Source organism: Acinetobacter portensis (assembly GCF_009372215.1).
GTDB classification, from domain to species: domain Bacteria; phylum Pseudomonadota; class Gammaproteobacteria; order Pseudomonadales; family Moraxellaceae; genus Acinetobacter; species Acinetobacter portensis.
The window spans coordinates 1-21,528 of record NZ_LWRV01000113.1 but is presented as its reverse complement, the minus strand read 5'-3'; the positions used below and the strand labels follow the sequence as shown (position 1 = coordinate 21,528).

The window sequence follows — 21,528 nt, the reverse complement described above, 5'->3', positions numbered from 1 at the left end:
CAACACTACTTTTTAGTTTATTTTTTAATCTAAAAAGGTAATAAAAATTTAACCTAAAGGTATGGAACACATTATGAAAAAAATTATTGCAGCTTCAATCGCACTTGCATTTGTATTAACTGGTTGTAATACCGTAAAGGGTGTGGGTAAAGACGTTTCTAAAGCCGGAAGCGTTGTAACGAACACTGCGGAAAAAACATCAGATAGTATCAGTAGAAAATAATTTACTCTATATGACGACAGAGCCCTATCGTTGATAGGGTTTTTTTATATCTAAAAACTCCCCTTATGTTTCAGTTTCGCCTATTATAGGCTGACTTTTTTGATGTGTTTTTATTGGTATGACTCAGTCTGAAACTCTTGAGCTTAGCTTACAATTATTGCGCCAACCTTCGGTGACCCCTATTGATCATACTTGCCAAGATATTATGGCAAAACGCTTAGAAAAAATTGGTTTCAATATTGAAAACATGCGTTTTGATGATGTAGATAACCTTTGGGCGCGTAAAGGCACAGAATCTCCTGTATTTTGTTTTGCAGGTCATACAGATGTTGTACCAACAGGTAGCTTAGATGCTTGGAATTCAGATCCATTTGCGCCTGAAATTCGTGATGGTAAGTTATATGGCCGTGGTAGTGCAGATATGAAAACTGCATTAGCGGCAATGGTGATTGCTTCCGAACGTTTCATCAAAAAACACCCGAATCATAAAGGTTCTATTGCATTCTTAATTACTTCTGATGAAGAAGGTCCGTCAATTAACGGTACAGTTAAAGTTATTGAAACCTTAGAAGCACGTAATGAAAAAATGACATGGTGTTTAGTGGGTGAACCATCAAGCACAAATAAATTAGGCGATATTGTTAAAAATGGTCGTCGTGGTTCTTTAAATGCAAATTTAACGGTGAAAGGCAAACAAGGTCATGTTGCCTATCCACACCTTGCAGTGAACCCTATTCATACAGTATCTAAAGCAATTGCTGAATTATGTGAAACTGTTTGGGATAACGGTAACGAATACTTCCCTGCAACTACATTCCAAATTTCAAATATTAATTCAGGCACAGGCGCGACCAATGTTGTTCCTGGCACATTAAATACTTTATTTAATTTCCGTTATTCAACTGAAGTAACAGCTGAAGAACTTAAAGCGCGTACTTTAGAAATTTTAGATCGTCATAATGTTGAATATGATATTTCTTGGACACTTTCAGGTTTACCGTTCCTAACCCCTGTCGGTGAACTTGTTAATGCTGCGAAAAGTGCGATTTTAAATGTGACAGGTGTTGAGACCGAACTTTCTACAAGCGGTGGCACATCAGATGGTCGCTTTATTGCACCTACAGGCGCACAAGTGCTTGAATTAGGCGTATTGAATGCAACCATTCACCAAATTAACGAACATGTAAATGTCGATGATTTAGAGCCACTCTCTGAAATTTATGAACAAATTTTAGAAAATCTTTTGGCTTAATTTAGACAATAAAAATTCAAATTAAAAAAAAGGAACTCCATTGAGTTCCTTTTTTACTTTTAAAGATGCTGCTTATTTAATTCCAAGTGAACTTTGAATATTCCCCAAATGAGGAATGTGATAGTCCATTTCACCCATTTTCACATATTGGAAAATAGTTGCATCGGTATTTTCTCGTTCATCATCTACAATTTCAGAAATACGCAAACGAATTGTTTCGGGCATTTCATTGCACATTAAGGCAAAGCGTTGATCGACATCATCGCCTTCAATGACCAAAGCCACACCTAATATTTTATTTGGATCACACACAGAAAAAACAGGCAAATTCAATTCATGCCAATCGACTGTTTTCACTTTTGTTGGGCTATCAAGTGCTGACAGTACAATATTCTGAGGGATAAGCATTGGTGCTTTATGATGACATTCAACAATATATGCATCGATAAAACCTGTCGATACCGTAATTAAATGATGTAACTCTTGCTGACTAATTTGATCAATCAGCGATGAACTTACTAAATTTTGACTCATTTAATCACCCCTGTTTTACTGCCAATAAAGTTTCAATGTTCTCTAGTAACTCTGCTTCTTGGAACGGTTTACCCATATAGTTGGATACACCTAAGCTAAATGCACGTTCACGATGTTTTTCACCTGTACGTGAAGTAATCATAATAATTGGCAAGTCTTGATGAAGATCATGATGGCGCACATGGCTTGTTACCTCAAAACCATCCATACGTGGCATTTCAATATCTAGCAGCATAAGATCTGGTTTCACATTTTCCAGTTGCTCAACAGCATCTACACCATCTTTTGCTGTGACAACATCGTAGCCTTGACGCTCTAACAAACGGGTTGTTACCTTGCGTACAGTCACTGAGTCATCGACAATCATCACTAATTGACGTGCATTATTACGTTGAATTTCACGTTGTTTAGAGCTTACTAATTGACGCTTAGTTGCTTGAACTTGTCTTGCGATACCTTGACTATCTAAAATAAGACAGACATGACCATCCCCCATAATGGTTGCACCCGCAATTGCATCCACTTTAGAGAATTGCTGACCAATTGGTTTTACCACAATTTGACTACGTGAACCCACAAGTTGATCGACCAATAACCCAATGGTTTGACCAGCACTGCCTTTAATGAGAATAACAGGTAATGAGTGTCCAACATTGTTCAGGCGTGGTACAGGCTGATTGCTAATAAATTCTGAAATATAACGTAATTTATAACTTTCATTATCAATTTTAAAATAGTCATCTTTACTATTGAAGTATGCTTCTAGTGTTTCAGGTGCAATACGTACAATACGTTCAATTTGTGCCAATGGTAATGCAAATTGTTGATCGCCCGCCTTCACCATCAATGCATCACTAACTGCAACTGTTGTTGGTACGCGAATACTAAATGCTGTTCCTTTACCGAGTGTCGAAGTTACCGTAACGTGACCACCCAATGCTTTAATACCACTTTGTACAATATCTAGACCAACTCCACGCCCTGAAATTTGCGTCACTTCTTTCGCAGTACTAAAACCAGGATGGAAAATAAATTGCAATATTTCTTGTTGATCGAGATCTTGATCCGGCGTAATCAAGCCCAATTTTAATGCTTTTTCTTTAATGACTTGAGCATCAATACCTTTACCATCATCGCTAAACGTTACAATTACATCTGTACCCTGACGACTAATATTTAACTCAATTAAACCAACTTCAGGTTTTTTCGCAGCCAATCGAACTTCAGGATCTTCAATACCATGGTCAATTGCGTTACGAAGCATATGTTCAAATGGCGTCACTAACCGTTCAAGCGTAGTACGGTCTAGCTCACCCTCTGTATTATGAACGACAAGCTCTGTTGGACGGTTCAATGAAGATGCTGTTTGACGCACAATACGCTGTAGACGTGGCAATAAACGTGAAAATGGTACCAAACGTGTCCGCATCAAACTTTCTTGAATTTCAGATTGAATACGTGATTGTTGTAATAGCAGACCTTCCGCACCACGAATTTTATCTGCCAACGTATTTTTGAAATCGACCAAATCGGATGTTGATTCGGCAAGCGATTTTGACAATTGGTTTAAAGATGAATATTGATCCATCTCCAATGGGTCAAAGTCTGCATAACGTGAATTTTCATTACCATGTTTTGCAATAATTTGTGATTCAAGCTCACCTTCCATTCGACGCAACTGATCAGCTAAACGCTGAATCGCTTGTTCCATCTCGTACAAAGTACCGTTAAATTGGCTAAGTTCCATTTCAACACGTGAACGGTTAATCGAGTTTTCACCAGATAAATCAATCATTTTCTCGACAAGATCTGCCGAGATACGAATCATCTCATTACTGTTGTCGTCTTGATTAACATCATTCCACTCACCCAACATTGCAGGTGGTTCTGTACCATCACCTTGAACAAATTCAAAGGTCGCTACAGTATCAATAACATCTAATTGTGCAACACTTTCAGGAAGTTGTACGGTGACATCTACATATTCTATTGCAGCTAAACTTGCGTTTAGACCATCAAAATTACTGTAATCACGCTTAAAGATTGCCTGCTTTAACCATGCAACCGTTGTGAACAATAAATTGTCATAAGCATTTGAGTTAAATTGATGGAATGCAAACTGTTCGAATGTATTTTCAAGTTGATATGCAATTGCAGCAACAGGCTCTACCTCAATCATACGTGCGCCACCTTTTAAGCTATGCGCGGCACGTTGTAATTGAAGTAAAATACTACGACTACTTCTGTTATCAATCCATTGTTGGATTAAGCTTTCAGTCGTTTCTAATAGCTCTTCTGCTTCTTCAAAGAAAGACTCCTCTGCAATTTCATGCAGACTTTGCTCTTCAGAATGTGTTTCAGTTTTTACAAAGCCATCAGAAATTTCAGATTCATCCACCAAGCTTTGTGCTTTAAATTCTTCAACTGGCTCTAGTATTTCATCTACATCGAAAGATAATTTTTCGGTTGTTTCGAATGCGACTTCATGACTTTCAATGCTATCTTTTTCAATTGAAATAGAATGATCAATTGCAGTTTCAACACTATCTTGAAGCGATTGAATAGGTTCAAGATCAATTGTTGTCATTGTTTCAGCAACACTTTCCGTGCTGACAATCTCTTGACCTTGTGTAATCGCGACAATATTTTGAAGAATATTGACTGTTTCTGTTGCGGGATAATCAATCGTTTCATCGCGAATTGCTTGAATACGATCTGAAACATCATCTTGTACCAAACGAATAACACTCATTAACGCAGGTGATGCTTCAAACTGTTTATTGATTAAACGCTCATAAATACTTTCTAAGTTATGCGTTATTAAGCCAATATTTTTTGCAGAAATCATATTTGCGCCACCTTTTAAGGTATGCAAATAACGCATTAAATTAGTTAAAGATGTTTTATTCTCGTGATCTTTAGACCAAGTATCGACTTCTTCATCAATAGAGCTTAAAAGTTCATCGGCTTCTTCAAGGAAAATATCAAGTAAATCTAAATCGAAGTCTCTATTGGTGAGTTCTGAATCTACAGCTAATCGATCAGATGCAATACGCTGAGATAACTGCGCTAAATTTAAAGCTGAGCTTGGTTCAGATACTTGAAGATCTAAAACTGAATCATTTAAAACAGTCGTTTCTTCAGTTTTCTCAACAGCTAAAGGTTCAACATTAAAATTTAATTGATTGAAATCAAAATGAATTTCTTCTGACTTTTCAACTTGAAGCTCTGGCTGTTCAAAAGCCAAAATTTCAGGAGCAGAATCAATTAAACCAATAGAAGATTGATTTAAGTCAAGTGCTGGATTTTGCTGAATTTCATTTGTTTTAACTGGAATATTTTCAATATCTTGCTGAACAAATACAGATAAATTCTGTAACGCAGATAAATCATCTTCAGACAAACTTACGCGCTGACTTGAAGCTAGATGATCGAATAAATAAATCAGTTTTTGATGTACTGTATTAAATACATCGTACGCATAATCTGAATGTAATAATTGTGGTTTATCTAAAAGTGCATCATAAGCCGTTTTCAGCTCTTGCGTGAGATGATGAATACTTTCCGCAGCTTTAACTTGCGTTCCATCGACCAATAATTGCGCTTGATGACTTAACTCACGTAAATAATTTTCATCACTCGCCAATTGATCAAATTCGAATTCTGCATCTAATAATCGATCGATATTCAAATCCATCAATCGAGTCACAATACCCTGTGTACTTTCTACAATTTCATTTGATCTTTCTACAAACTCGAATTGATTCCAATCCTGCACAAAATTGTCGTAAATTGACTGTAATTTCTCACTCGATGATTGGCTAAGTTCTTCTAAATAATCTTGAATAAAGTCTGAATATTTCAGCAATGCAGACATTTCTTGATAGCTAACGTCTAAACCATCGTCTACCAAGGTTTTAAACAGATGTTCTATTTTGGTACTCGCATCAAATACATGGTCTAAATTTACCATGGTTGAGCTACCACGTAATGTATGCAATGCGCGAATTAGATTGTTATAATCTTTTTCGGCAATATTTTCATTGCTTAAAAACTCATGAATAACAATAAGATGTTCTTCAGCCTCCTCAATGAAAATGTCAATTGTTTCTGCCAACAATGCACTTTCTTCAGTGTCTTTTTCTGTTGAAATTTCACTTAAATTAATGTTTTCATTCTGCTCAATATCTTTAATGTCTTCAGCAAAATAAATAGGCTCTATCGTTTCATTTACGTCTACATGTTCAACGAATGGCTCAATCGCCTCAAAATTTTCAATCTCTAAGCCATCAACAACAGCATTATCAATAACAATTTCTAATCCAGTTAAATCATCTTCTGAATTTACCGTTGATGCTAATTGCAATAAATCGTCAAGTGCAGGTTCAAGACTTTCTTGTTGCTGTAAACTTTGCCCCATCAAAACCAAAGGTCTTAAGTCTATTTGTGTCGGCTGTACATTTTTAAAGAGCGGATAAAGTTTGTATTTATAAATGTGATAAACAGTCGCAACAAACTGCTCTACTTTTTTATCGGTTTGAACCGCACCTGCTAAAACACGATTTAAAAGATCTTCAACAACCCATGCAATTTCACCAGCCGAACGCGCACCCACCATACGTCCAGAACCTTTTAAAGTATGGAAATGGCGACGTATGGTCTTTAACAATTCCTGTTCTGTTGGATTTTCCAACCACGAAGCAAGTAATGGATCGAGCTCTTCGAAGATTTCTTCAATTTCTTCAACAAAAATTTCTAAAATTTCTTGATCTTGCTCAAGATAGCTATCTTCAGGAAGCGTTGTCGATTCAACTAAATTTTTTAATATTTCTTTCATAGCTAAGGCTTCTTACGTTATCCGCACCGAAAGGCACTTAAACTGAATCTGTCGTGATCATGCTGTACTCTAAAAATACTTACAGCATAAATACTCATCTCTGAATAGATGTACCCACCTCGAAAAGTAGATACATCTTCCCCAAGCTGTTAAGCCCTATTCAGGTAATTTAAAGTCAGTTACAGACTCACGTAATGATTCTGCCATACCTGCAAGCTCAGATACCGAACGTGCTGTATCAAAAGTAGCACTTGTCGTTTGCGATGTAATTTCCTGTACAACGTTCATCGTTGTTGCAATATGACTTGCAGATGCAGACTGTAATTTTGCTGCATCGGAAATGTTTGCAATGAGCTTCGCTAAGTTGTTTGATACCGTTTGAATTTCATCTAAGGCAACACCAGCATCCTTAGATAAGTTCGCACCACGTACAACCTCTGAAGTCGTTTGTTCCATTGATATAACGGCTTCGTTGGTATCTGTTTGAATGGTTTTAACTAAGCTTTCAATCTGCTTAGTTGCAGATGCTGAACGTTCTGCAAGACGCTGTACTTCGTCGGCAACCACGGCGAAACCACGACCTGCTTCACCTGCCATAGACGCTTGAATTGCAGCGTTCAATGCCAAGATGTTCGTTTGGTCTGCAATATCGTTAATGAGGGCAACGATGTTACCAATTTCTTGTGAAGATTCACCCAAACGCTTAATACGTTTAGAGGTTTCTTGAATCTGTTCACGAATGATATCCATACCATCAATAGAACGGTTTACAACATCTGCACCATTTGAGGCAATTTGTACAGAGCGTTCCGCAACCGAAGCAGATTCATCGGCATTTGAAGATACTTGGTCAATAGACAATGCCATTTCATTAATTGCGGCAGATGCGCCTGCAATTTCTTGCGCCTGATGTTCAGATGCTTCAGCTAACTGGTTGGTAATGCCCTGCGTGTTCGCAGTATATTGTGCAATTTCTTGAGATGTATCATTGATACGCGATACAAGGTCACGTAATTGGTCAATGGCGAAGTTAATAGAATCGGCAATTGCACCTGTAAAATCTTCAGATACCGTTGCGTAAGAACGTAAGTCACCATCTGCTAAATCGGCAATTTCATCAAGTAAACGTAAAATTGCGTTTTGGTTACGGTCATATTCATCTTGTAAACGTGTTACACGTTGTTTGTCTGAAACACCGCGCAGTGTTAATAATTTATAAACAACCACTAAGAACGCAACAAGTGCCAAAATTAGAACAATTGCAGGAACAATAATGTATAAACCTGAACCGTTAGAAATTTGACTCAAGTTTTTCAGTAGTTCATCCGATTTTGCAAAAATTTCAGAAGATGCTTTACGAACTTGTACAATTTGATTCGAGTTTTTTAAAACAACTGACGCAGCAGATTTCAATACATTGTCATAGTCAGCTTCAATACTTTCTAAAGAAGCACGTAAATCGGCATCCGAAATACGCTGTACACCTAATTCTGCACTACCATTTAATTGCGCTTTTAAATACGAACCAAAGGTTTCTGTATCAACACTAAAATCATCGGCAGATTCACGCGAGTTTTCTACCCCAACCAAAACAGAACTAATAGAACGTAAAATACGCTCTGCAAGGAATACTTGGTTTTTTGCAATAACCACCTGACTACTTGGCAAGTTTTGACGTGCCATTTGGTCAACCATCAAGTTATATTCGGCTTGAATACCTGGAATCGCTTCACCAATTGCAATATTTGTATCGTATAAGGTATTAATGAATTTTTGTTGTGAAACAATCAAATCAATATTTTTTGATACTTTAAACCAGTCATTTTCAACAGCTTCAAGTTCTGCTGTAGCCGAGTGACCGCTTTTTACAATTTCCAAATTACGATTGAATTCTGATTGTAGATTTTTCAACTTATCAATCGATTCTTTTGTACCAGAAGCTGTTGCCTCAGTCGCTTGACGAGATACTGTTTGAGATAACAAACGTAAATCACCCAAACTTTGAGTCAAATTATTTGAATGGGGTACTGTATAAAACAGTGAAAAAAGACTGATTGCAGCAATCACTAAAGCAATTGTTGCGGCTAAAAGTAACGGTTTTGACTTGTCTGTATCGCCAAATACACGCGCGTATTGATCAATTTGCGGTTGAAGTTTTTTCGCCAATGCAGATTCTTTTTTTGGACTGACTTCACCCGTTTTTTTCTTTTTAAACTTAAAGCCCATTCAGCTTTCCCCCGATTACAAACTTTAGCCTTACAAAATAAGGTTACGATTGTTAATTTTAAAAATTCATTGATGCATTCAGATATTTAGGATTCTTTAATAATTGACTAAATAAAAAAACATTCCACTGTTGATTATGTTGTTGAAAATAACCTTGACAGTATTCTTGTAAATTCGTTTCTAAATTCTCATGTTTAGAAAAGAAACTTTTCTTATTAAAGTGTTGTATTCCTAAAACCTGATCTACAACTAAACCGACATAATGGTCGTTATGGCTAATACACATCACTTTTTGAGTTTGAGTATTTTGACTTTTTTTACCTGAAACGTAATGAGATAAATCAGAAATTGAGAGCAATCTTCCTCGAATATTTGCAAGTCCCACAACCCAAGGTTGCGTATTTGGAACAAGCGTATATTTTGGTGGATAAATTACCTCAGAAACTTCCCCAAGCGGAGCAACAAAATATTGCCCCATCATTTCAAAAGCAATGCCTGACCATCGGTTTACTTCATTTTCAGTTGAAGCGTAGTTTTTATTGCCACGCTTGGACAACCGAAGTAATTCGATAAATCCATTCGCTGCCATATTTTATCCTGCATTGAGGTGTTGTTTAATCACATCAATTAGTTGGTTTTCATCGACTGGTTTCGTTAAATAATCACTTGCACCCTGACGTTTTCCCCAAACACGGTCAGTTGCTTGATCTTTTGTGCTTACAATGACAATTGGAATATGTTTTGTTGATGCACCACGTGAAATTTGACGAGTTGCTTGGAATCCATTTACACCAGGCATCACCACATCCATAAGTACTAAATCTGGTAATTCAGCTTGCGCCATCGTTACCCCATCTGCACCATTTACAGCTTCAATCACATCAAAACCATGCTTAGTTAAGATTTCTCTAAAACGAAATGTTTCGGTTGGTGAGTCATCTACTATTAAAATTCGAGCCATAATTTTCCCCAAGAACAGCCATTTAGATTATGCCGAAACGTGATTACGAATCGCGTTCAACAATTCATCCTTGCTAAATGGTTTTGTCAAATATTCATCTGAGCCCACAACACGACCTTTAGCCTGATCAAATAAACCATCTTTACTCGATAGCATAACGACAGGAATATTTTGGTAGTCTTGTGAATTTTTGATGAGCGCACAAGTTTGATAACCATCTAAACGTGGCATCATTATATCTACAAATACAATATCCGGATTTGCATCAGCAATTTTGGACAATGCTTCAAAGCCATCTACAGCTGTAACAACTTCATAACCTTCGCGTTGCAATAAAGTTTCTGCAGTACGACGAATTGTTTTTGAATCATCAATTACCATGACTTTAAGATTTTGCAATTTATCGTCCATTTAACTGACCCTTCCCATTTTGGATAAGCGATTAATTTGTAATTCATTACAGATTGTAAGCATTTTTAACATATCTTTACTTGCAGTTTCAATGAACTTATTCTTCATAAATTTACACTTTAACCAGCAATACAACAACAGCTTCACACTTTACAAGATTCAACGATTTTTTTTTGAGTGATATAAAGTTAATATAGATGAAACTATTCTAAAATAGCTTCATTATTACTTTAAAATAAGCAATTTAGTCAACTTTATCTTGGGGAAAAAAGTGAACTGGCATGAGCATACGTCCAATTGCATAATTAAAATATGTAATCTCAAAATTAAAAGAATTTTAATCCTAAGCATACTTAGCCTATACCCTATGATGAGTTTTGCTAACAATCCAAATAAAGCAGCATGGTATAGATATTACGATAGTCGTGGTATTGCCAATATTAGTTCTACTGTTACACCTGCGCATATTCGCCATGGTTATGAAGCTTTAGATAAAAATATGCAAGTCATTCAGAAAAATAGAGCTTACAGCGTAGAAGCAGATTTAAAACAAGCACCACAACGTGCAGTACAAGCAAAGCAACATGAAAATGATCAAAAATTAAAAAGAGCATATAACAATAGTAATATTGCGACTCAAAAACGTAATGTGGCATTACAAGCGATAAAAAAACAAATCGATTATCAACAAACACAATTAAAACAATTACAAAATGATCGGGTTCAATTTAAGCGTGAAGAAATGGAATTTACACGTAAAGGTAAAGCAGTACCTGCTAATTTGAAAAACAATCTCGCTTACAATCTAAACAACTTAAGTTCTATGAAACAAAATATTCAATCATTACAAGTTAGTTACCTAAATACACAGGCAGAGTACGACAAAATTATTGCACGACTAAAAGTAATTGAATAAATTGAATTTTAAAGCGCTTCTACCATCAAAGGATGAATTAATGCACGCTAAAGCAACATTATTAAAAACACATTTATGTACGCCTCTTCGTATGACTACGCTATGTGTATGTATCGCTTTAAGTGCTTGTAGTAAAGATGCACCAAAAACAACAGAAGCACAAAATAATAAAATTGAACTTATTCAGGCAGATTTAATTCAAGTTAAGCAAGGCAATTCAATTGAAAAAACTGCTTTTACAGGCACAATTCGTGCAGTAAATCAAAGTAGTATTCAAGCTCAAGTAACTGCGACTGCCACTACAGTCAATGCAGAGGTCGGTCAAACTGTATCTAAAGGACAGGTTCTTGTACGCTTAAATAATCAAGACAATGCAGCTCGATTAGCCCAATCTCAAGCGAACTTAAATTCTGCGCAAGCACAAGCCAATCAAGCAAAAAGCATGATGCAACGTAAAAAGCGTTTATTAGATCAGGGATTTATTTCACGTGTTGAATATGAGCAAAGTGAACTTGATTATAAAAGCCAATTGGAAAACGCGCGTGCGCAGCAAGCCAATGTCAATATTGCACAAAAAGCCAATCAAGATGGTGTAATTACCAGTCCTATTCATGGCGTGATTACAAAACGTCAAGTTGAACCAGGTCAAACCGTGAGCGCGGGACAAACTCTTTTTGAAATTGTCGATATCAATGAACTCGAATTACAAGCCAAAGTTCCAAGCGATGCTCAATCTGCACTAAAATTTGGTCAAAAAGTTGAGTTTAATATTCAAGGTAATGCCAACAAACTTACTGGCACAATTCAGCGCATTTCCCCGATTGCAGATTCAAACAGCCGCCAAATTGAGTTCTTTGCAAAACCAACAACGACCATTAACTCATTAAGTATTGGTTCATTTGTTGATGGAAATATTGTTTCATCTACGCAAATTTCAGGACAAATTATCCCACTCGATACAATTGTAAATGCAACAACTCAGCCTTATGTTTGGGTAATTCGCCAAAACAAAATCACCAAGGCAAATATTCAAATTCTTGAACAACGCTACAATGAAAACACTGCAGTCATTTCAGGCTTACAACAAAATGATGTGGTCAGTCGAATTAAATTCACAGATCAGGACATTCATAAAGAAGTGGTCATGAGTAAAAACTAAAAATTAGGATACATATTATGTGGTTAACCCGAATTAGTGTGAAGTATCCCGTTTTTACGATCATGATGATGTTCTGTTTGATGGTATTGGGTTTATCGTCTTGGCAACGCATGGGCGTGGAAGAATTTCCAGATGTCGATTTCCCCTTTGTCGTAATTTATACCAACTATCCGGGTGCATCACCCGAAACCGTTGAATCTGAAATTACAAAAAAAATGGAAGACCAAATCAATACGATTTCAGGTCTTAAACAAGTCATTTCACAATCAAGTGAAGGCTTATCGACCATCATTGCAGAATTTAATTTAGATGTTTCTTCATCTGTTGCAGCACAAGATGTTCGAGATAAAGTTGCACCTGTTTCTGCCGAATTTCGTGATGAAATTCAAGACCCCATTGTCGAACGATACGACCCGACAACAAGCCCAATTATGTCGATTGTATTTGAATCGAATACGATGTCCTTACGAGATTTAAGCTCTTATTTAGATCAACGTATTATCCCGCAACTCAAAACTGTTTCTGGTGTTGGTACGGTCAACTTATTAGGCGATGCACAAAGACAAATTCGTATTCAGGTCGATCCACAAAAACTACAAAGTTTTGGCATTGGTGTAGATCAAGTTATCAACACACTTAAATCTGAAAATATTGATCTGCCCGGTGGAACGCTGAAACAAGCCAATTCAGAACTTGTTGTCGAAATTAAATCAAAAGTCATTCATCCATTTGCCTTTGGCGATTTAGTGGTTGCCAATAAAAATGATGCGCCCATTTATCTTAAACAAATTGCAAACGTTGAAGACAGCCAAGCTGAAATGGAATCGAGTGCTTATCTGAATGGTCAATCTGCCGTTGCCGTAGATATATTAAGAAGCTCAGATTCTAATGTGATTGATGTTGTCGACAACATGAATAAAACCTTAGCATCTGTAAATGAACAACTTCCAAAAGGCACAACCGCAAAAGTTGTTGTAGACAGTTCTAAAGGAATTCGAGGCAGTATTAAAGATGTTGCTCGTACCATTGTAGAAGGTGCTGTTTTAGCCATATTGATTGTTCTACTTTTCCTTGGTTCATTCCGCTCTACCATCATTACAGGTTTGACTTTACCTATTGCCCTTTTAGGTACATTAGCTTTTATATGGGCATTTGGTTTCACCATTAACATGATGACACTACTTGCACTATCTTTAAGTATTGGCTTACTTATTGATGATGCCATTGTGGTGCGTGAAAACATTGTGCGCCATGCAGATATGGGCAAAGATCATGTAACTGCGGCATTAGATGGCACCAAGGAAATTGGTCTTGCTGTTTTAGCTACAACCCTGACGATTGTTGCGGTATTCCTACCTGTAGCCTTTATGGGCGGTATTATTGGACGTTTCTTCTATCAATTTGGTGTGACGGTAAGCACAGCTGTTCTGATTTCGATGTTTGTTAGTTTTACCCTAGATCCAATGCTTTCAGCACATTGGGCAGAAAAGCACAATCCAAATAAAAAGCCAAACAAACTACAAAAATTCTTCGATTGGATTTCACGCAAACTCGACAATTTAAACGAACACTATGAAAAACTGTTAAAACTTGCCTTAAAGTTCCGTTTCATCACTTTATTAATAGCCGTTGCTTCTTTATTTGGCGCTTTAGGACTCTCTAAATTTGTCGGAACAGAATTTGTACCTGTACCCGACAAAGGTGAAATTCGCATTAAATTCGAAACGCCTGTAAATGCATCTTTAGAATATTCACAAGCAAAATTACAACAGGTCGATGCCATTATTCGTCAGCATCCTGAAGTAAAAACCACTTATGGTTCTATCAATAGCACAACAGATCGCGGCAAAAATCATGTGAGTTTGCGTGTTTCTGTAACCCCTCGTTCTGAACGCACACAAAAACTCAATGCGTTAAATAACGAATTCCGTGAACGCTTAAAATCGGTTGCAGGGATTACCATTACCTCAATTGCATCGGCAGATGAAGTGGTTTCAGGTGGCAAAAAACCAGTGATGATTTCAATTAAAGGCCCTGACTTAAACGAACTACAAAAAATTTCAGATCGTTTTATGGCTAAAATTTCCAAAGTCGATGGTATTGTCGATTTAGAAAGTTCATTTAAAGAACCGAAACCGACCTTAAATGTTCAAATCAATCGGGTTTTAGCAAGTGACTTAGGACTTTCAGTGAATCAAATTGCCAACGTTGTTCGCCCGCTTATTGCAGGTGATGATGTGACTTCTTGGCAAGATGAAAATGGTGAAACTTACGATGTAAATCTGCGTTTAAATGAAGACAAACGTCGCTTACCAAGCGATGTTCAAAACATGTATTTAACATCGCAAAAAACTGATGCAGATAACAATCCAATTCTGATTCCTTTAGCATCTGTTGCCCAATTTGATGAAACACTTGGTGCATCACAGATTAATCGTCGTGATTTATCTCGTGAAATTTTGATAGAAGCAAATACATCAGGACGACCTACAGGTGACATTGGTGGAGATATTGCAAAAATTCAAAGTGATTTCAAACTCCCTGTCGGTTATAGCTTCGATACTCAAGGCTCAAACAAAGACATGGCAGAATCGGCAGGTTATGCTTTAACGGCAATTACCCTTTCTATTGTGTTTATTTATATTGTTTTAGGTTCACAATTCAATAGCTTTATACATCCTGCGGCAATTATGGCATCGTTGCCTTTATCGCTCATTGGTGTATTTCTTGCCTTGTTCTTGTTCAATTCGACCATGAACTTGTTCTCTATTATTGGCATTATCATGCTGATGGGTTTGGTCACTAAAAATGCCATATTACTCATCGACTTTATTAAAAAAGCAATGGATAAAGGCACAAGCAGATACGATGCTATTATTGAAGCAGGTAAAACACGTTTGCGCCCAATTTTAATGACCACAAGTGCAATGGTGATGGGAATGGTACCTCTTGCACTTGGTTTAGGCGAAGGCGGTGAACAAAGTGCGCCTATGGCACATGCTGTGATTGGTGGCGTTATTACCTCCACCCTACTGACCTTAGTCGTTGTTCCTGTGATTTTTACCTATTTAGACGATTTTAAAAACTTTATGATGCGTCAAACTAAAAAAATCATGTCATAATTTCCCTTGACCATATTTGGCAAAATATTGGGGTGAGATCGACAAATTCTCACCTCATTTTTTATTGTATACTCTTTGCTTTCACGCAAAATTTATTAGGACAGTTTCCATGCGCGCGAGTCGCTTTTTATTTGCAACGTTAAGAGAAACCCCAAATGATGCTGAAGTTATTTCACATCAGCTCATGTTACGTGCGGGGATGATTCGTAAATTGGCTTCAGGTTTATATACTTGGTTGCCGATGGGCGTTCGCGTATTAAATAAAGTTGAAGCGATTGTTCGCGAAGAAATGGATCGCGCAGGTTCTCTTCAAGTACTTATGCCTGTAACGCAACCTGCATCTTTATGGGAAGAATCGGGTCGTTATGTGCAATACGGTCCAGAATTATTACGTTTTAAAGACCGCCATAGCAACGACTTTGTACTTGGGCCTACACACGAAGAAGTCATTACAGACTTAGCACGTAACGAATTGAAAAGTTATAAGCAACTTCCTGCTAACTTCTACCAAGTACAAACAAAATTCCGTGACGAAATTCGTCCACGTTTTGGTGTAATGCGTTCACGTGAATTCATTATGAAAGATGCTTACTCTTTCCACGTAGACCAAGCATCATTACAAGAAACCTATGATGTGATGTACGATGCCTACTGCAAAATCTTCACACGTTTAGGCTTAAACTTCCGCCCTGTTCAAGCAGATACAGGTTCTATTGGTGGTTCAGGTTCTCACGAATTCCACGTATTGGCTTCAAGTGGTGAAGACGATATCGCATTCTCTACAGATTCTGATTATGCAGCGAACGTAGAAATGGCTGAAGCTGTTCTTGTTGGTGAGCGTGCTGCACCAACTCAAGCATTAGCAATTGTAGAAACACCAAATCAAAAAACAATTGCAGATGTATCTACATTCTTAAAATCTGATCCTGCTCAATCTGTTAAAGCATTATTAGTTCAAGGTGTAGCAGAAGAAGGTAAAAAAGTACCTGTTGTTGCATTGTTCATTCGTGGCGATCACGAACTGAATGAAATTAAAGCTGAAAAACATCCTTTAATTGCATCTCCACTTACTTTTGCAACTGAAGAACAAATTGCTGAATTTGGTTTAACACCTGGTTTCTGCGGTCCTCAAGGTTTAGTTGAAAAAGGCTTAACCGTAATTATTGACCGTGCAGCTTCTGTGCTTTCTGACTTTGTTGCAGGTGCTAACGAAGCAGACAAACATGCTACAGGCGTAAACTGGGAACGTGATGCACAATTCACAGAAGTTTATGACTTACGCAATGTTGTTGAAGGCGATCCATCTCCTGATGGTAAAGGTACACTTCAAATTAAACGTGGTATTGAAGTGGGTCACATCTTCCAATTGGGTCAAAAATACTCAGAAGCTTTAGGCTGTAAAGTATTAGGTGATGATGGTAAACCTTTAGTTGTGACAATGGGTTGTTATGGTATTGGTGTAACACGTGTGGTTGCATCTGCAATTGAACAAAATTACGATGACAAAGGTATTATTTGGCCTGCTGCCATTGCACCTTTTGATGTTGCGATTGTTCCAATGAATGCACATAAATCTCCACGCACTGTAGAAGCTGCTGAAGCACTTTATGCAGAACTTCAAGCGGCAGGTTTTGATGTACTTCTTGATGACCGTAACGAACGTCCAGGGGTTAAATTCTCTGACATCGAATTAACAGGTATTCCACACCGTATCGTCATTGGCGAAAAAGGTTTGGATGCAGGTACATTCGAATATAAAGGTCGTACAGATGCAGAATCTACGAACTTAACCAAAGAAGAATTGCTTGCAAAATTTGCCAAGTAAAATCTGAAATATTCAGTTTTATAGATCTTTTAATTTTTTCAATTGAGGACGTTAAAAGATCAAAATATAAAACTGCATGACATAAAAAATCCCGCTAAATAGCGGGATTTTTTACTTTATTTAAAACATTAAGCTTTAGGTAAAGTTACGCCTGTTTGACCTTGGTATTTACCACCACGGTCTTTATAAGATGTTTCACATACTTCGTCAGATTCAAAGAACAACATTTGTGCAACACCTTCACCTGCATAAATATAAGCAGGTAAGTTTGTTGTATTTGAGAATTCCAAAGTCACGTGACCCTCCCACTCTGGTTCAAGTGGTGTTACGTTCACGATAATACCGCAACGTGCGTATGTAGATTTACCCAAGCAAACCGTTAACACATTACGTGGAATACGGAAATATTCTACAGTACGCGCTAAGGCAAATGAGTTTGGTGGAATAATACAAACATCTGCTTCAATATCGACAAAACATTTATCATCGAAGTTTTTCGGATCTACAATTGCAGAATGTACATTTGTGAAAACTTTAAATTCACGCGCACAACGTACATCATAACCATAGCTTGAAACACCGTATGAAATCAGTTTTTGACCATTTTCATCTAAACGGACTTGATTTTCAGCATACGGTTCAATCATGCCGTGCTTTTCGCTCATTTCGCGAATCCAGCGATCCGATTTAATTGCCATTGAGTTCTATCCAAATAATGCTAAATAATTCACTGCGAAGTACTTTAACTGAAATCTAGCTTAATGAAAATAAGTCTATGCATCTTGCAAGAAATTCAATTCAAGGAATGAGATGAATATCGCATCAAAGGCTTAAAATTGCAGAATAACTTAGCGGAATTGAAAAACTAAGTAAGACCAAAGATGCTGTTTTTTGCAAATTGGTTTGATTTAACCAACGTATTTTATTCGATGCCAATACAGAACCAATATATGTCCAAAAAAATGCAATAGGCACAATAAGTAATAAGAATGTTAGCATGTGTGAAACATAATAATTAATGTTCAGCCATGCAATTGCTGGGAAAATTGCCGAAGCAAATAATAAAGCTTTAGGATTTAGCAAAGTCGCAACAAACAACTCTCGTGCACGAATGGTCGGCTGATTAAAACTCACTTCAACATTTGCTGTACGCCAAAGTTTAATCGCTAAATAAATAATATAACTTGCACTAAATAATTTAAGAACTACAGGGAGTAACGGCATATACGCAGCAACTTTTCCAATAAGGAAACCCCAAGCCGTAATTGAAATAAGATAGCCAAATGCTTCAGAAGGAATTAATCGGAAAGATTTGCGTATGCCAACTTGTATACCTGACGATGCAAGCAACGTGTTTGTTGGCCCTGGTGTTAAAAGAATAGTCACCACTAAACCGATAAATAACCATGAAATCATATAAAGACCTCACCTGAGAATCAGCGAAGAATAGATCAGTTGATAAATCTTAGCAAAAAATCAATTGTAAGCGGAATTATCTAATTGCAACAAAAAATTAAATATAATGATGATTATCAATACATTAGGCATGGATTCACTCTTATTATTACGATATAGACTGCAAAGTCATAGTGTTTAATTTTCATACAAATATAAAAAAAGACCCAATCTTTGGGTCTTTTAAATCAATTTAATCTAATGATTAAAAAAATATTAACCTGTAAATACAGATTTTTTAATATCTTTTGTCATTTGAATTTTTTGATCTGCTTTTGTTTTTTCTTTCAGTGCTTTTGCTTGTTTTTCCGCTAAGGCTTTTTGATTTTTTTCTTGTTTCGCTTTTGATTTTGCCGCTTGCTTATCTGCTTTTACTTTTGCCTTATTTAGCTTTTCTTGAACTGCTTTTTGCTCTTTCAACTCTTTGTCAGCAAGGGCTTTTTTATTCTTTTCAGCTTTCTTTAATGCTACTTGTTTTTGTGCATTTACTTTTTGAACATCTTTATTCTCAGCAGTTTTTTGCTGTGCAACAGAAGTTGCTACTTGTTTCAACGTTGGTGCAGATGTAGTTGTTGCCATAGTAGGTACAGCAATTGCTGTTGATAAACTAAGAACTAAAGCTTTAATGATAGATTTCATGTGAATGCCTAAAACAAAATAGATATGGGTGTTATTCAATATCGGGAATTAAGCGCTGAAAATAAGAATTACTTGTGAAACAAATGTAACTGAATTGTAAATTTAACTATTTTTATGATTTAACTGATTTTTTATTCATCAATATGTTAAATCTACAATAAAAAAGAGGGCTAATGCCCTCTTTAATCTCTGCAAAACTTAAGTTTTATTTTGCATGATCAGCAGCGGTTACTTGCTCTTGATCGGCAGAAGCAACTTTGTCTTTTGCTTGAACAAACTCAGCAGGAAAATCTACATTATTAATGATTGCTGCTGAAGCATTGAAAGCCACGGCACTAAGTGAAAAAATTACAGTAGCTAGAATTTTTTGAGTCATCATTTTCAATACACTCTTTTCATGATTAGGGAGAACTCATATTCTAGAAATTAAAATTAGAGTAAATAATCACAAAATGAGGTGTTTTTTAACCGCTTGTCGGATTGTGGATTAATCAACTAATTTGCAATCTAATTTTCTACACATAAAAAAAGCCCATCATCTGATGAGCTTTTTAAATTGCGTTAAAAATGACACAAAATTAGAAAATTCGGCTTTGATCTTTTTCAACTTTTGATAATTTGCCTGCAATTTTTTGTGCAATATCCATATAGTTTTCTGCTGCAGCATCACCCACAATAACAGATGGTTTACCTGCATCGGCATTTTCACGAATAGATGCATTTAACGGTAAACGACCAAGTAATGGAATTTGATATTGTTCAGAAAGTTTATCGCCACCACCTGTACCAAAAATTTGTTCTTCATGACCACAGTTCGAACAAATATGTGTCGACATATTTTCAATCACACCCATGACAGGAATTTGTACACGGTTAAATAACTCAATACCTTTAGTCGCATCAAGCAAGGCAACGTTTTGTGGTGTTGTCACAATAACCGCACCTGTTACAGGAATGCGCTGAGCAAGTGTCAATTGAATATCACCTGTACCCGGTGGCATATCAATCACAAGTACATCTAAGTCTGGCCACAATGTTTGATTAAACAACTGCATAAGCGCACCTGTTGCCTTAGGACCACGCCAAGCCACAGGTGTATTGTTATCCCCTGTTAAATGCCCAATTGAAAGCACTGCCATACCATATGCTTCAATAGGAACAAATTGTTCTGCCTCAATCATTGGTGTACGACCTGCATTACCTAACATTGTCGGAATACTTGGGCCGTAGATATCTGCGTCTAATACACCCACTTTTAAACCAAGCTTTTGAAGTGCAAGTGCAATATTCACCGTTGTTGTAGATTTACCTACACCACCTTTGCCTGATGAAACCAGAATCACATTTTGAATACGTGGATGTTTTGGCACATCACGTTGTTGTGGAGCAGCTTTTTGAATAGGTGGATTGTTCGGATCTTCTTCTGCTTTGGCTGAACCCGATGCATCCACGACAGGCGGTAAATTATTTTTTGCTGTTTCAGGCTTAGGCGTTGAACAGCTTTCACCTTCTTTATGGTCGTGACCACAACTGCCTGTTTTTTGCTGAATCACATGCATATTCAATTCTGTGATGCCACATTTTTCCAAAGCATCCGCTAAATCATCATGGATTTTTTGCAAATCATCTGCTTCAGCAGGCACTGTATTAATTGTAATTTGCAATGTATGGCCTTCTACATTTACTTGCGTAATTCGATCTTTTAATTGATTTGTCGAATTTGGCAAAATGTAATTTTGAAGCACATTTTGGATTTCTTCTTCATTCACCCCTTTGGCAGGTGAAAAGACAGATTTAAGTGAAGAAAGCCACGACATACAATTACTCCAAGTCTGGATATACAGCAGAATGTCATAGTTTAACGATTATTTAGGCTAAGGTTAAGTAAAGTTCAGCACTGTTTATAAAAATCCTATCAAAACAGTTGGATTTATTCATTTACTACATTAGACTTCCGTCATAAATCAA

17 protein-coding genes are annotated in these 21,528 nt (G+C 36.8%); 6 read left to right on the top strand and 11 right to left on the bottom strand.

The features are described from left to right. Positions 1-73 precede the first annotated feature (73 nt). Together A6M14_RS13495 and dapE are read left to right on the top strand one after the other, a co-directional pair. Positions 74-223: an entericidin A/B family lipoprotein gene (locus tag A6M14_RS13495; protein WP_152875764.1), complete on the top strand. Its 150-nt coding sequence runs from the start codon at positions 74-76 to the stop codon at positions 221-223. A gap of 118 nt (positions 224-341) precedes the next feature. Further along, positions 342-1,475 carry a succinyl-diaminopimelate desuccinylase gene (gene dapE, locus A6M14_RS13490; protein WP_152875763.1) on the top strand — a complete coding sequence of 378 codons (1,134 nt, stop codon included), beginning with the start codon at positions 342-344 and terminating at the stop codon, positions 1,473-1,475. Between the two features lie 72 nt (positions 1,476-1,547). On the opposite strand, the gene A6M14_RS13485 is transcribed toward dapE, so the two are convergent. The 6 genes from A6M14_RS13485 to pilG all read right to left on the bottom strand — a co-directional run bounded on the left by A6M14_RS13485 (position 1,548) and on the right by pilG (position 10,444). Next, a complete protein-coding gene (locus tag A6M14_RS13485) occupies positions 1,548-2,009 on the bottom strand; it encodes a hypothetical protein (RefSeq protein WP_152875761.1) in 462 nt (153 codons plus the stop codon). A gap of 4 nt (positions 2,010-2,013) precedes the next feature. Further along, positions 2,014-6,846 (bottom strand): hybrid sensor histidine kinase/response regulator, encoded by a 4,833-nt coding sequence (locus tag A6M14_RS13480; protein ID WP_152875759.1) that lies wholly within the window; start codon positions 6,844-6,846, stop codon positions 2,014-2,016. Positions 6,847-7,002: 156 nt separating this feature from the next. Further along, the gene (locus tag A6M14_RS13475) at positions 7,003-9,072 is read right to left on the bottom strand and encodes a methyl-accepting chemotaxis protein (RefSeq protein ID WP_152875758.1); all 2,070 of its coding nucleotides are present in this window, start codon (positions 9,070-9,072) and stop codon (positions 7,003-7,005) included. A 58-nt stretch (positions 9,073-9,130) separates the two neighbouring features. Further along, positions 9,131-9,661, bottom strand: a complete 531-nt coding sequence (locus A6M14_RS13470; RefSeq protein ID WP_152875756.1) for a chemotaxis protein CheW — start codon at positions 9,659-9,661, stop codon at positions 9,131-9,133. Positions 9,662-9,664: 3 nt separating this feature from the next. Next, positions 9,665-10,033: a response regulator gene (locus tag A6M14_RS13465; protein WP_152875755.1), complete on the bottom strand. Its 369-nt coding sequence runs from the start codon at positions 10,031-10,033 to the stop codon at positions 9,665-9,667. Positions 10,034-10,060: 27 nt separating this feature from the next. Continuing rightward, a complete protein-coding gene (gene pilG / locus A6M14_RS13460; protein WP_152875753.1) occupies positions 10,061-10,444 on the bottom strand; it encodes a twitching motility response regulator PilG in 384 nt (127 codons plus the stop codon). A gap of 367 nt (positions 10,445-10,811) precedes the next feature. Between pilG and A6M14_RS13455 the strand changes: the two genes are divergently transcribed. The 4 genes from A6M14_RS13455 to A6M14_RS13440 all read left to right on the top strand — a co-directional run bounded on the left by A6M14_RS13455 (position 10,812) and on the right by A6M14_RS13440 (position 17,466). After that, complete coding sequence (locus tag A6M14_RS13455; RefSeq protein WP_152875752.1) at positions 10,812-11,360, top strand: hypothetical protein; 549 nt, start codon at positions 10,812-10,814, stop codon at positions 11,358-11,360. Positions 11,361-11,400: 40 nt separating this feature from the next. Beyond that, complete coding sequence (locus tag A6M14_RS13450) at positions 11,401-12,519, top strand: efflux RND transporter periplasmic adaptor subunit (RefSeq protein WP_152875751.1); 1,119 nt, start codon at positions 11,401-11,403, stop codon at positions 12,517-12,519. A gap of 17 nt (positions 12,520-12,536) precedes the next feature. Further along, on the top strand, positions 12,537-15,641 hold the full coding sequence (locus tag A6M14_RS13445; protein ID WP_152875750.1) for an efflux RND transporter permease subunit: 3,105 nt from the start codon (positions 12,537-12,539) through the stop codon (positions 15,639-15,641). Between the two features lie 109 nt (positions 15,642-15,750). Then, positions 15,751-17,466, top strand: coding sequence for a proline--tRNA ligase (locus tag A6M14_RS13440; RefSeq protein ID WP_152875748.1), 1,716 nt, complete (start codon positions 15,751-15,753; stop codon positions 17,464-17,466). A gap of 128 nt (positions 17,467-17,594) precedes the next feature. Here A6M14_RS13440 and dcd read toward each other — a convergent pair whose 3' ends face one another. From dcd to apbC, 5 genes are all read right to left on the bottom strand, one after another. Beyond that, positions 17,595-18,164, bottom strand: a complete 570-nt coding sequence (gene dcd / locus A6M14_RS13435; RefSeq protein WP_152875746.1) for a dCTP deaminase — start codon at positions 18,162-18,164, stop codon at positions 17,595-17,597. A 124-nt stretch (positions 18,165-18,288) separates the two neighbouring features. Beyond that, positions 18,289-18,882 carry a LysE family translocator gene (locus tag A6M14_RS13430; protein WP_152875744.1) on the bottom strand — a complete coding sequence of 198 codons (594 nt, stop codon included), beginning with the start codon at positions 18,880-18,882 and terminating at the stop codon, positions 18,289-18,291. Between the two features lie 255 nt (positions 18,883-19,137). Continuing rightward, a complete protein-coding gene (locus A6M14_RS13425) occupies positions 19,138-19,560 on the bottom strand; it encodes a hypothetical protein (protein WP_152875743.1) in 423 nt (140 codons plus the stop codon). A gap of 205 nt (positions 19,561-19,765) precedes the next feature. Next, a complete protein-coding gene (locus tag A6M14_RS14145) occupies positions 19,766-19,939 on the bottom strand; it encodes a hypothetical protein (protein WP_171500296.1) in 174 nt (57 codons plus the stop codon). A gap of 199 nt (positions 19,940-20,138) precedes the next feature. Next, positions 20,139-21,377, bottom strand: a complete 1,239-nt coding sequence (gene apbC, locus A6M14_RS13420; RefSeq protein ID WP_152875741.1) for an iron-sulfur cluster carrier protein ApbC — start codon at positions 21,375-21,377, stop codon at positions 20,139-20,141. Positions 21,378-21,528 lie beyond the last annotated feature (151 nt).

What these genes read in the sequence shown, in the direction of transcription:
- A6M14_RS13465 (WP_152875755.1), bottom strand. Translation starts at nt 10,033, where the DNA reads ATGGCTCGAATTTTAATAGTAGATGACTCACCAACCGAAACATTTCGT.
- A6M14_RS13445 (WP_152875750.1), top strand. Translation starts at nt 12,537, where the DNA reads ATGTGGTTAACCCGAATTAGTGTGAAGTATCCCGTTTTTACGATCATG.
- A6M14_RS13425 (WP_152875743.1), bottom strand. Translation starts at nt 19,560, where the DNA reads ATGAAATCTATCATTAAAGCTTTAGTTCTTAGTTTATCAACAGCAATT.
- A6M14_RS13475 (WP_152875758.1), bottom strand. Translation starts at nt 9,072, where the DNA reads ATGGGCTTTAAGTTTAAAAAGAAAAAAACGGGTGAAGTCAGTCCAAAA.
- dcd (WP_152875746.1), bottom strand. Translation starts at nt 18,164, where the DNA reads ATGGCAATTAAATCGGATCGCTGGATTCGCGAAATGAGCGAAAAGCAC.
- dapE (WP_152875763.1), top strand. Translation starts at nt 342, where the DNA reads ATGACTCAGTCTGAAACTCTTGAGCTTAGCTTACAATTATTGCGCCAA.
- A6M14_RS14145 (WP_171500296.1), bottom strand. Translation starts at nt 19,939, where the DNA reads ATGATGACTCAAAAAATTCTAGCTACTGTAATTTTTTCACTTAGTGCC.
- A6M14_RS13485 (WP_152875761.1), bottom strand. Translation starts at nt 2,009, where the DNA reads ATGAGTCAAAATTTAGTAAGTTCATCGCTGATTGATCAAATTAGTCAG.
- A6M14_RS13495 (WP_152875764.1), top strand. Translation starts at nt 74, where the DNA reads ATGAAAAAAATTATTGCAGCTTCAATCGCACTTGCATTTGTATTAACT.
- A6M14_RS13430 (WP_152875744.1), bottom strand. Translation starts at nt 18,882, where the DNA reads ATGATTTCATGGTTATTTATCGGTTTAGTGGTGACTATTCTTTTAACA.
- A6M14_RS13480 (WP_152875759.1), bottom strand. Translation starts at nt 6,846, where the DNA reads ATGAAAGAAATATTAAAAAATTTAGTTGAATCGACAACGCTTCCTGAA.
- A6M14_RS13450 (WP_152875751.1), top strand. Translation starts at nt 11,401, where the DNA reads ATGCACGCTAAAGCAACATTATTAAAAACACATTTATGTACGCCTCTT.
- A6M14_RS13470 (WP_152875756.1), bottom strand. Translation starts at nt 9,661, where the DNA reads ATGGCAGCGAATGGATTTATCGAATTACTTCGGTTGTCCAAGCGTGGC.
- A6M14_RS13455 (WP_152875752.1), top strand. Translation starts at nt 10,812, where the DNA reads ATGATGAGTTTTGCTAACAATCCAAATAAAGCAGCATGGTATAGATAT.
- A6M14_RS13440 (WP_152875748.1), top strand. Translation starts at nt 15,751, where the DNA reads ATGCGCGCGAGTCGCTTTTTATTTGCAACGTTAAGAGAAACCCCAAAT.
- apbC (WP_152875741.1), bottom strand. Translation starts at nt 21,377, where the DNA reads ATGTCGTGGCTTTCTTCACTTAAATCTGTCTTTTCACCTGCCAAAGGG.
- pilG (WP_152875753.1), bottom strand. Translation starts at nt 10,444, where the DNA reads ATGGACGATAAATTGCAAAATCTTAAAGTCATGGTAATTGATGATTCA.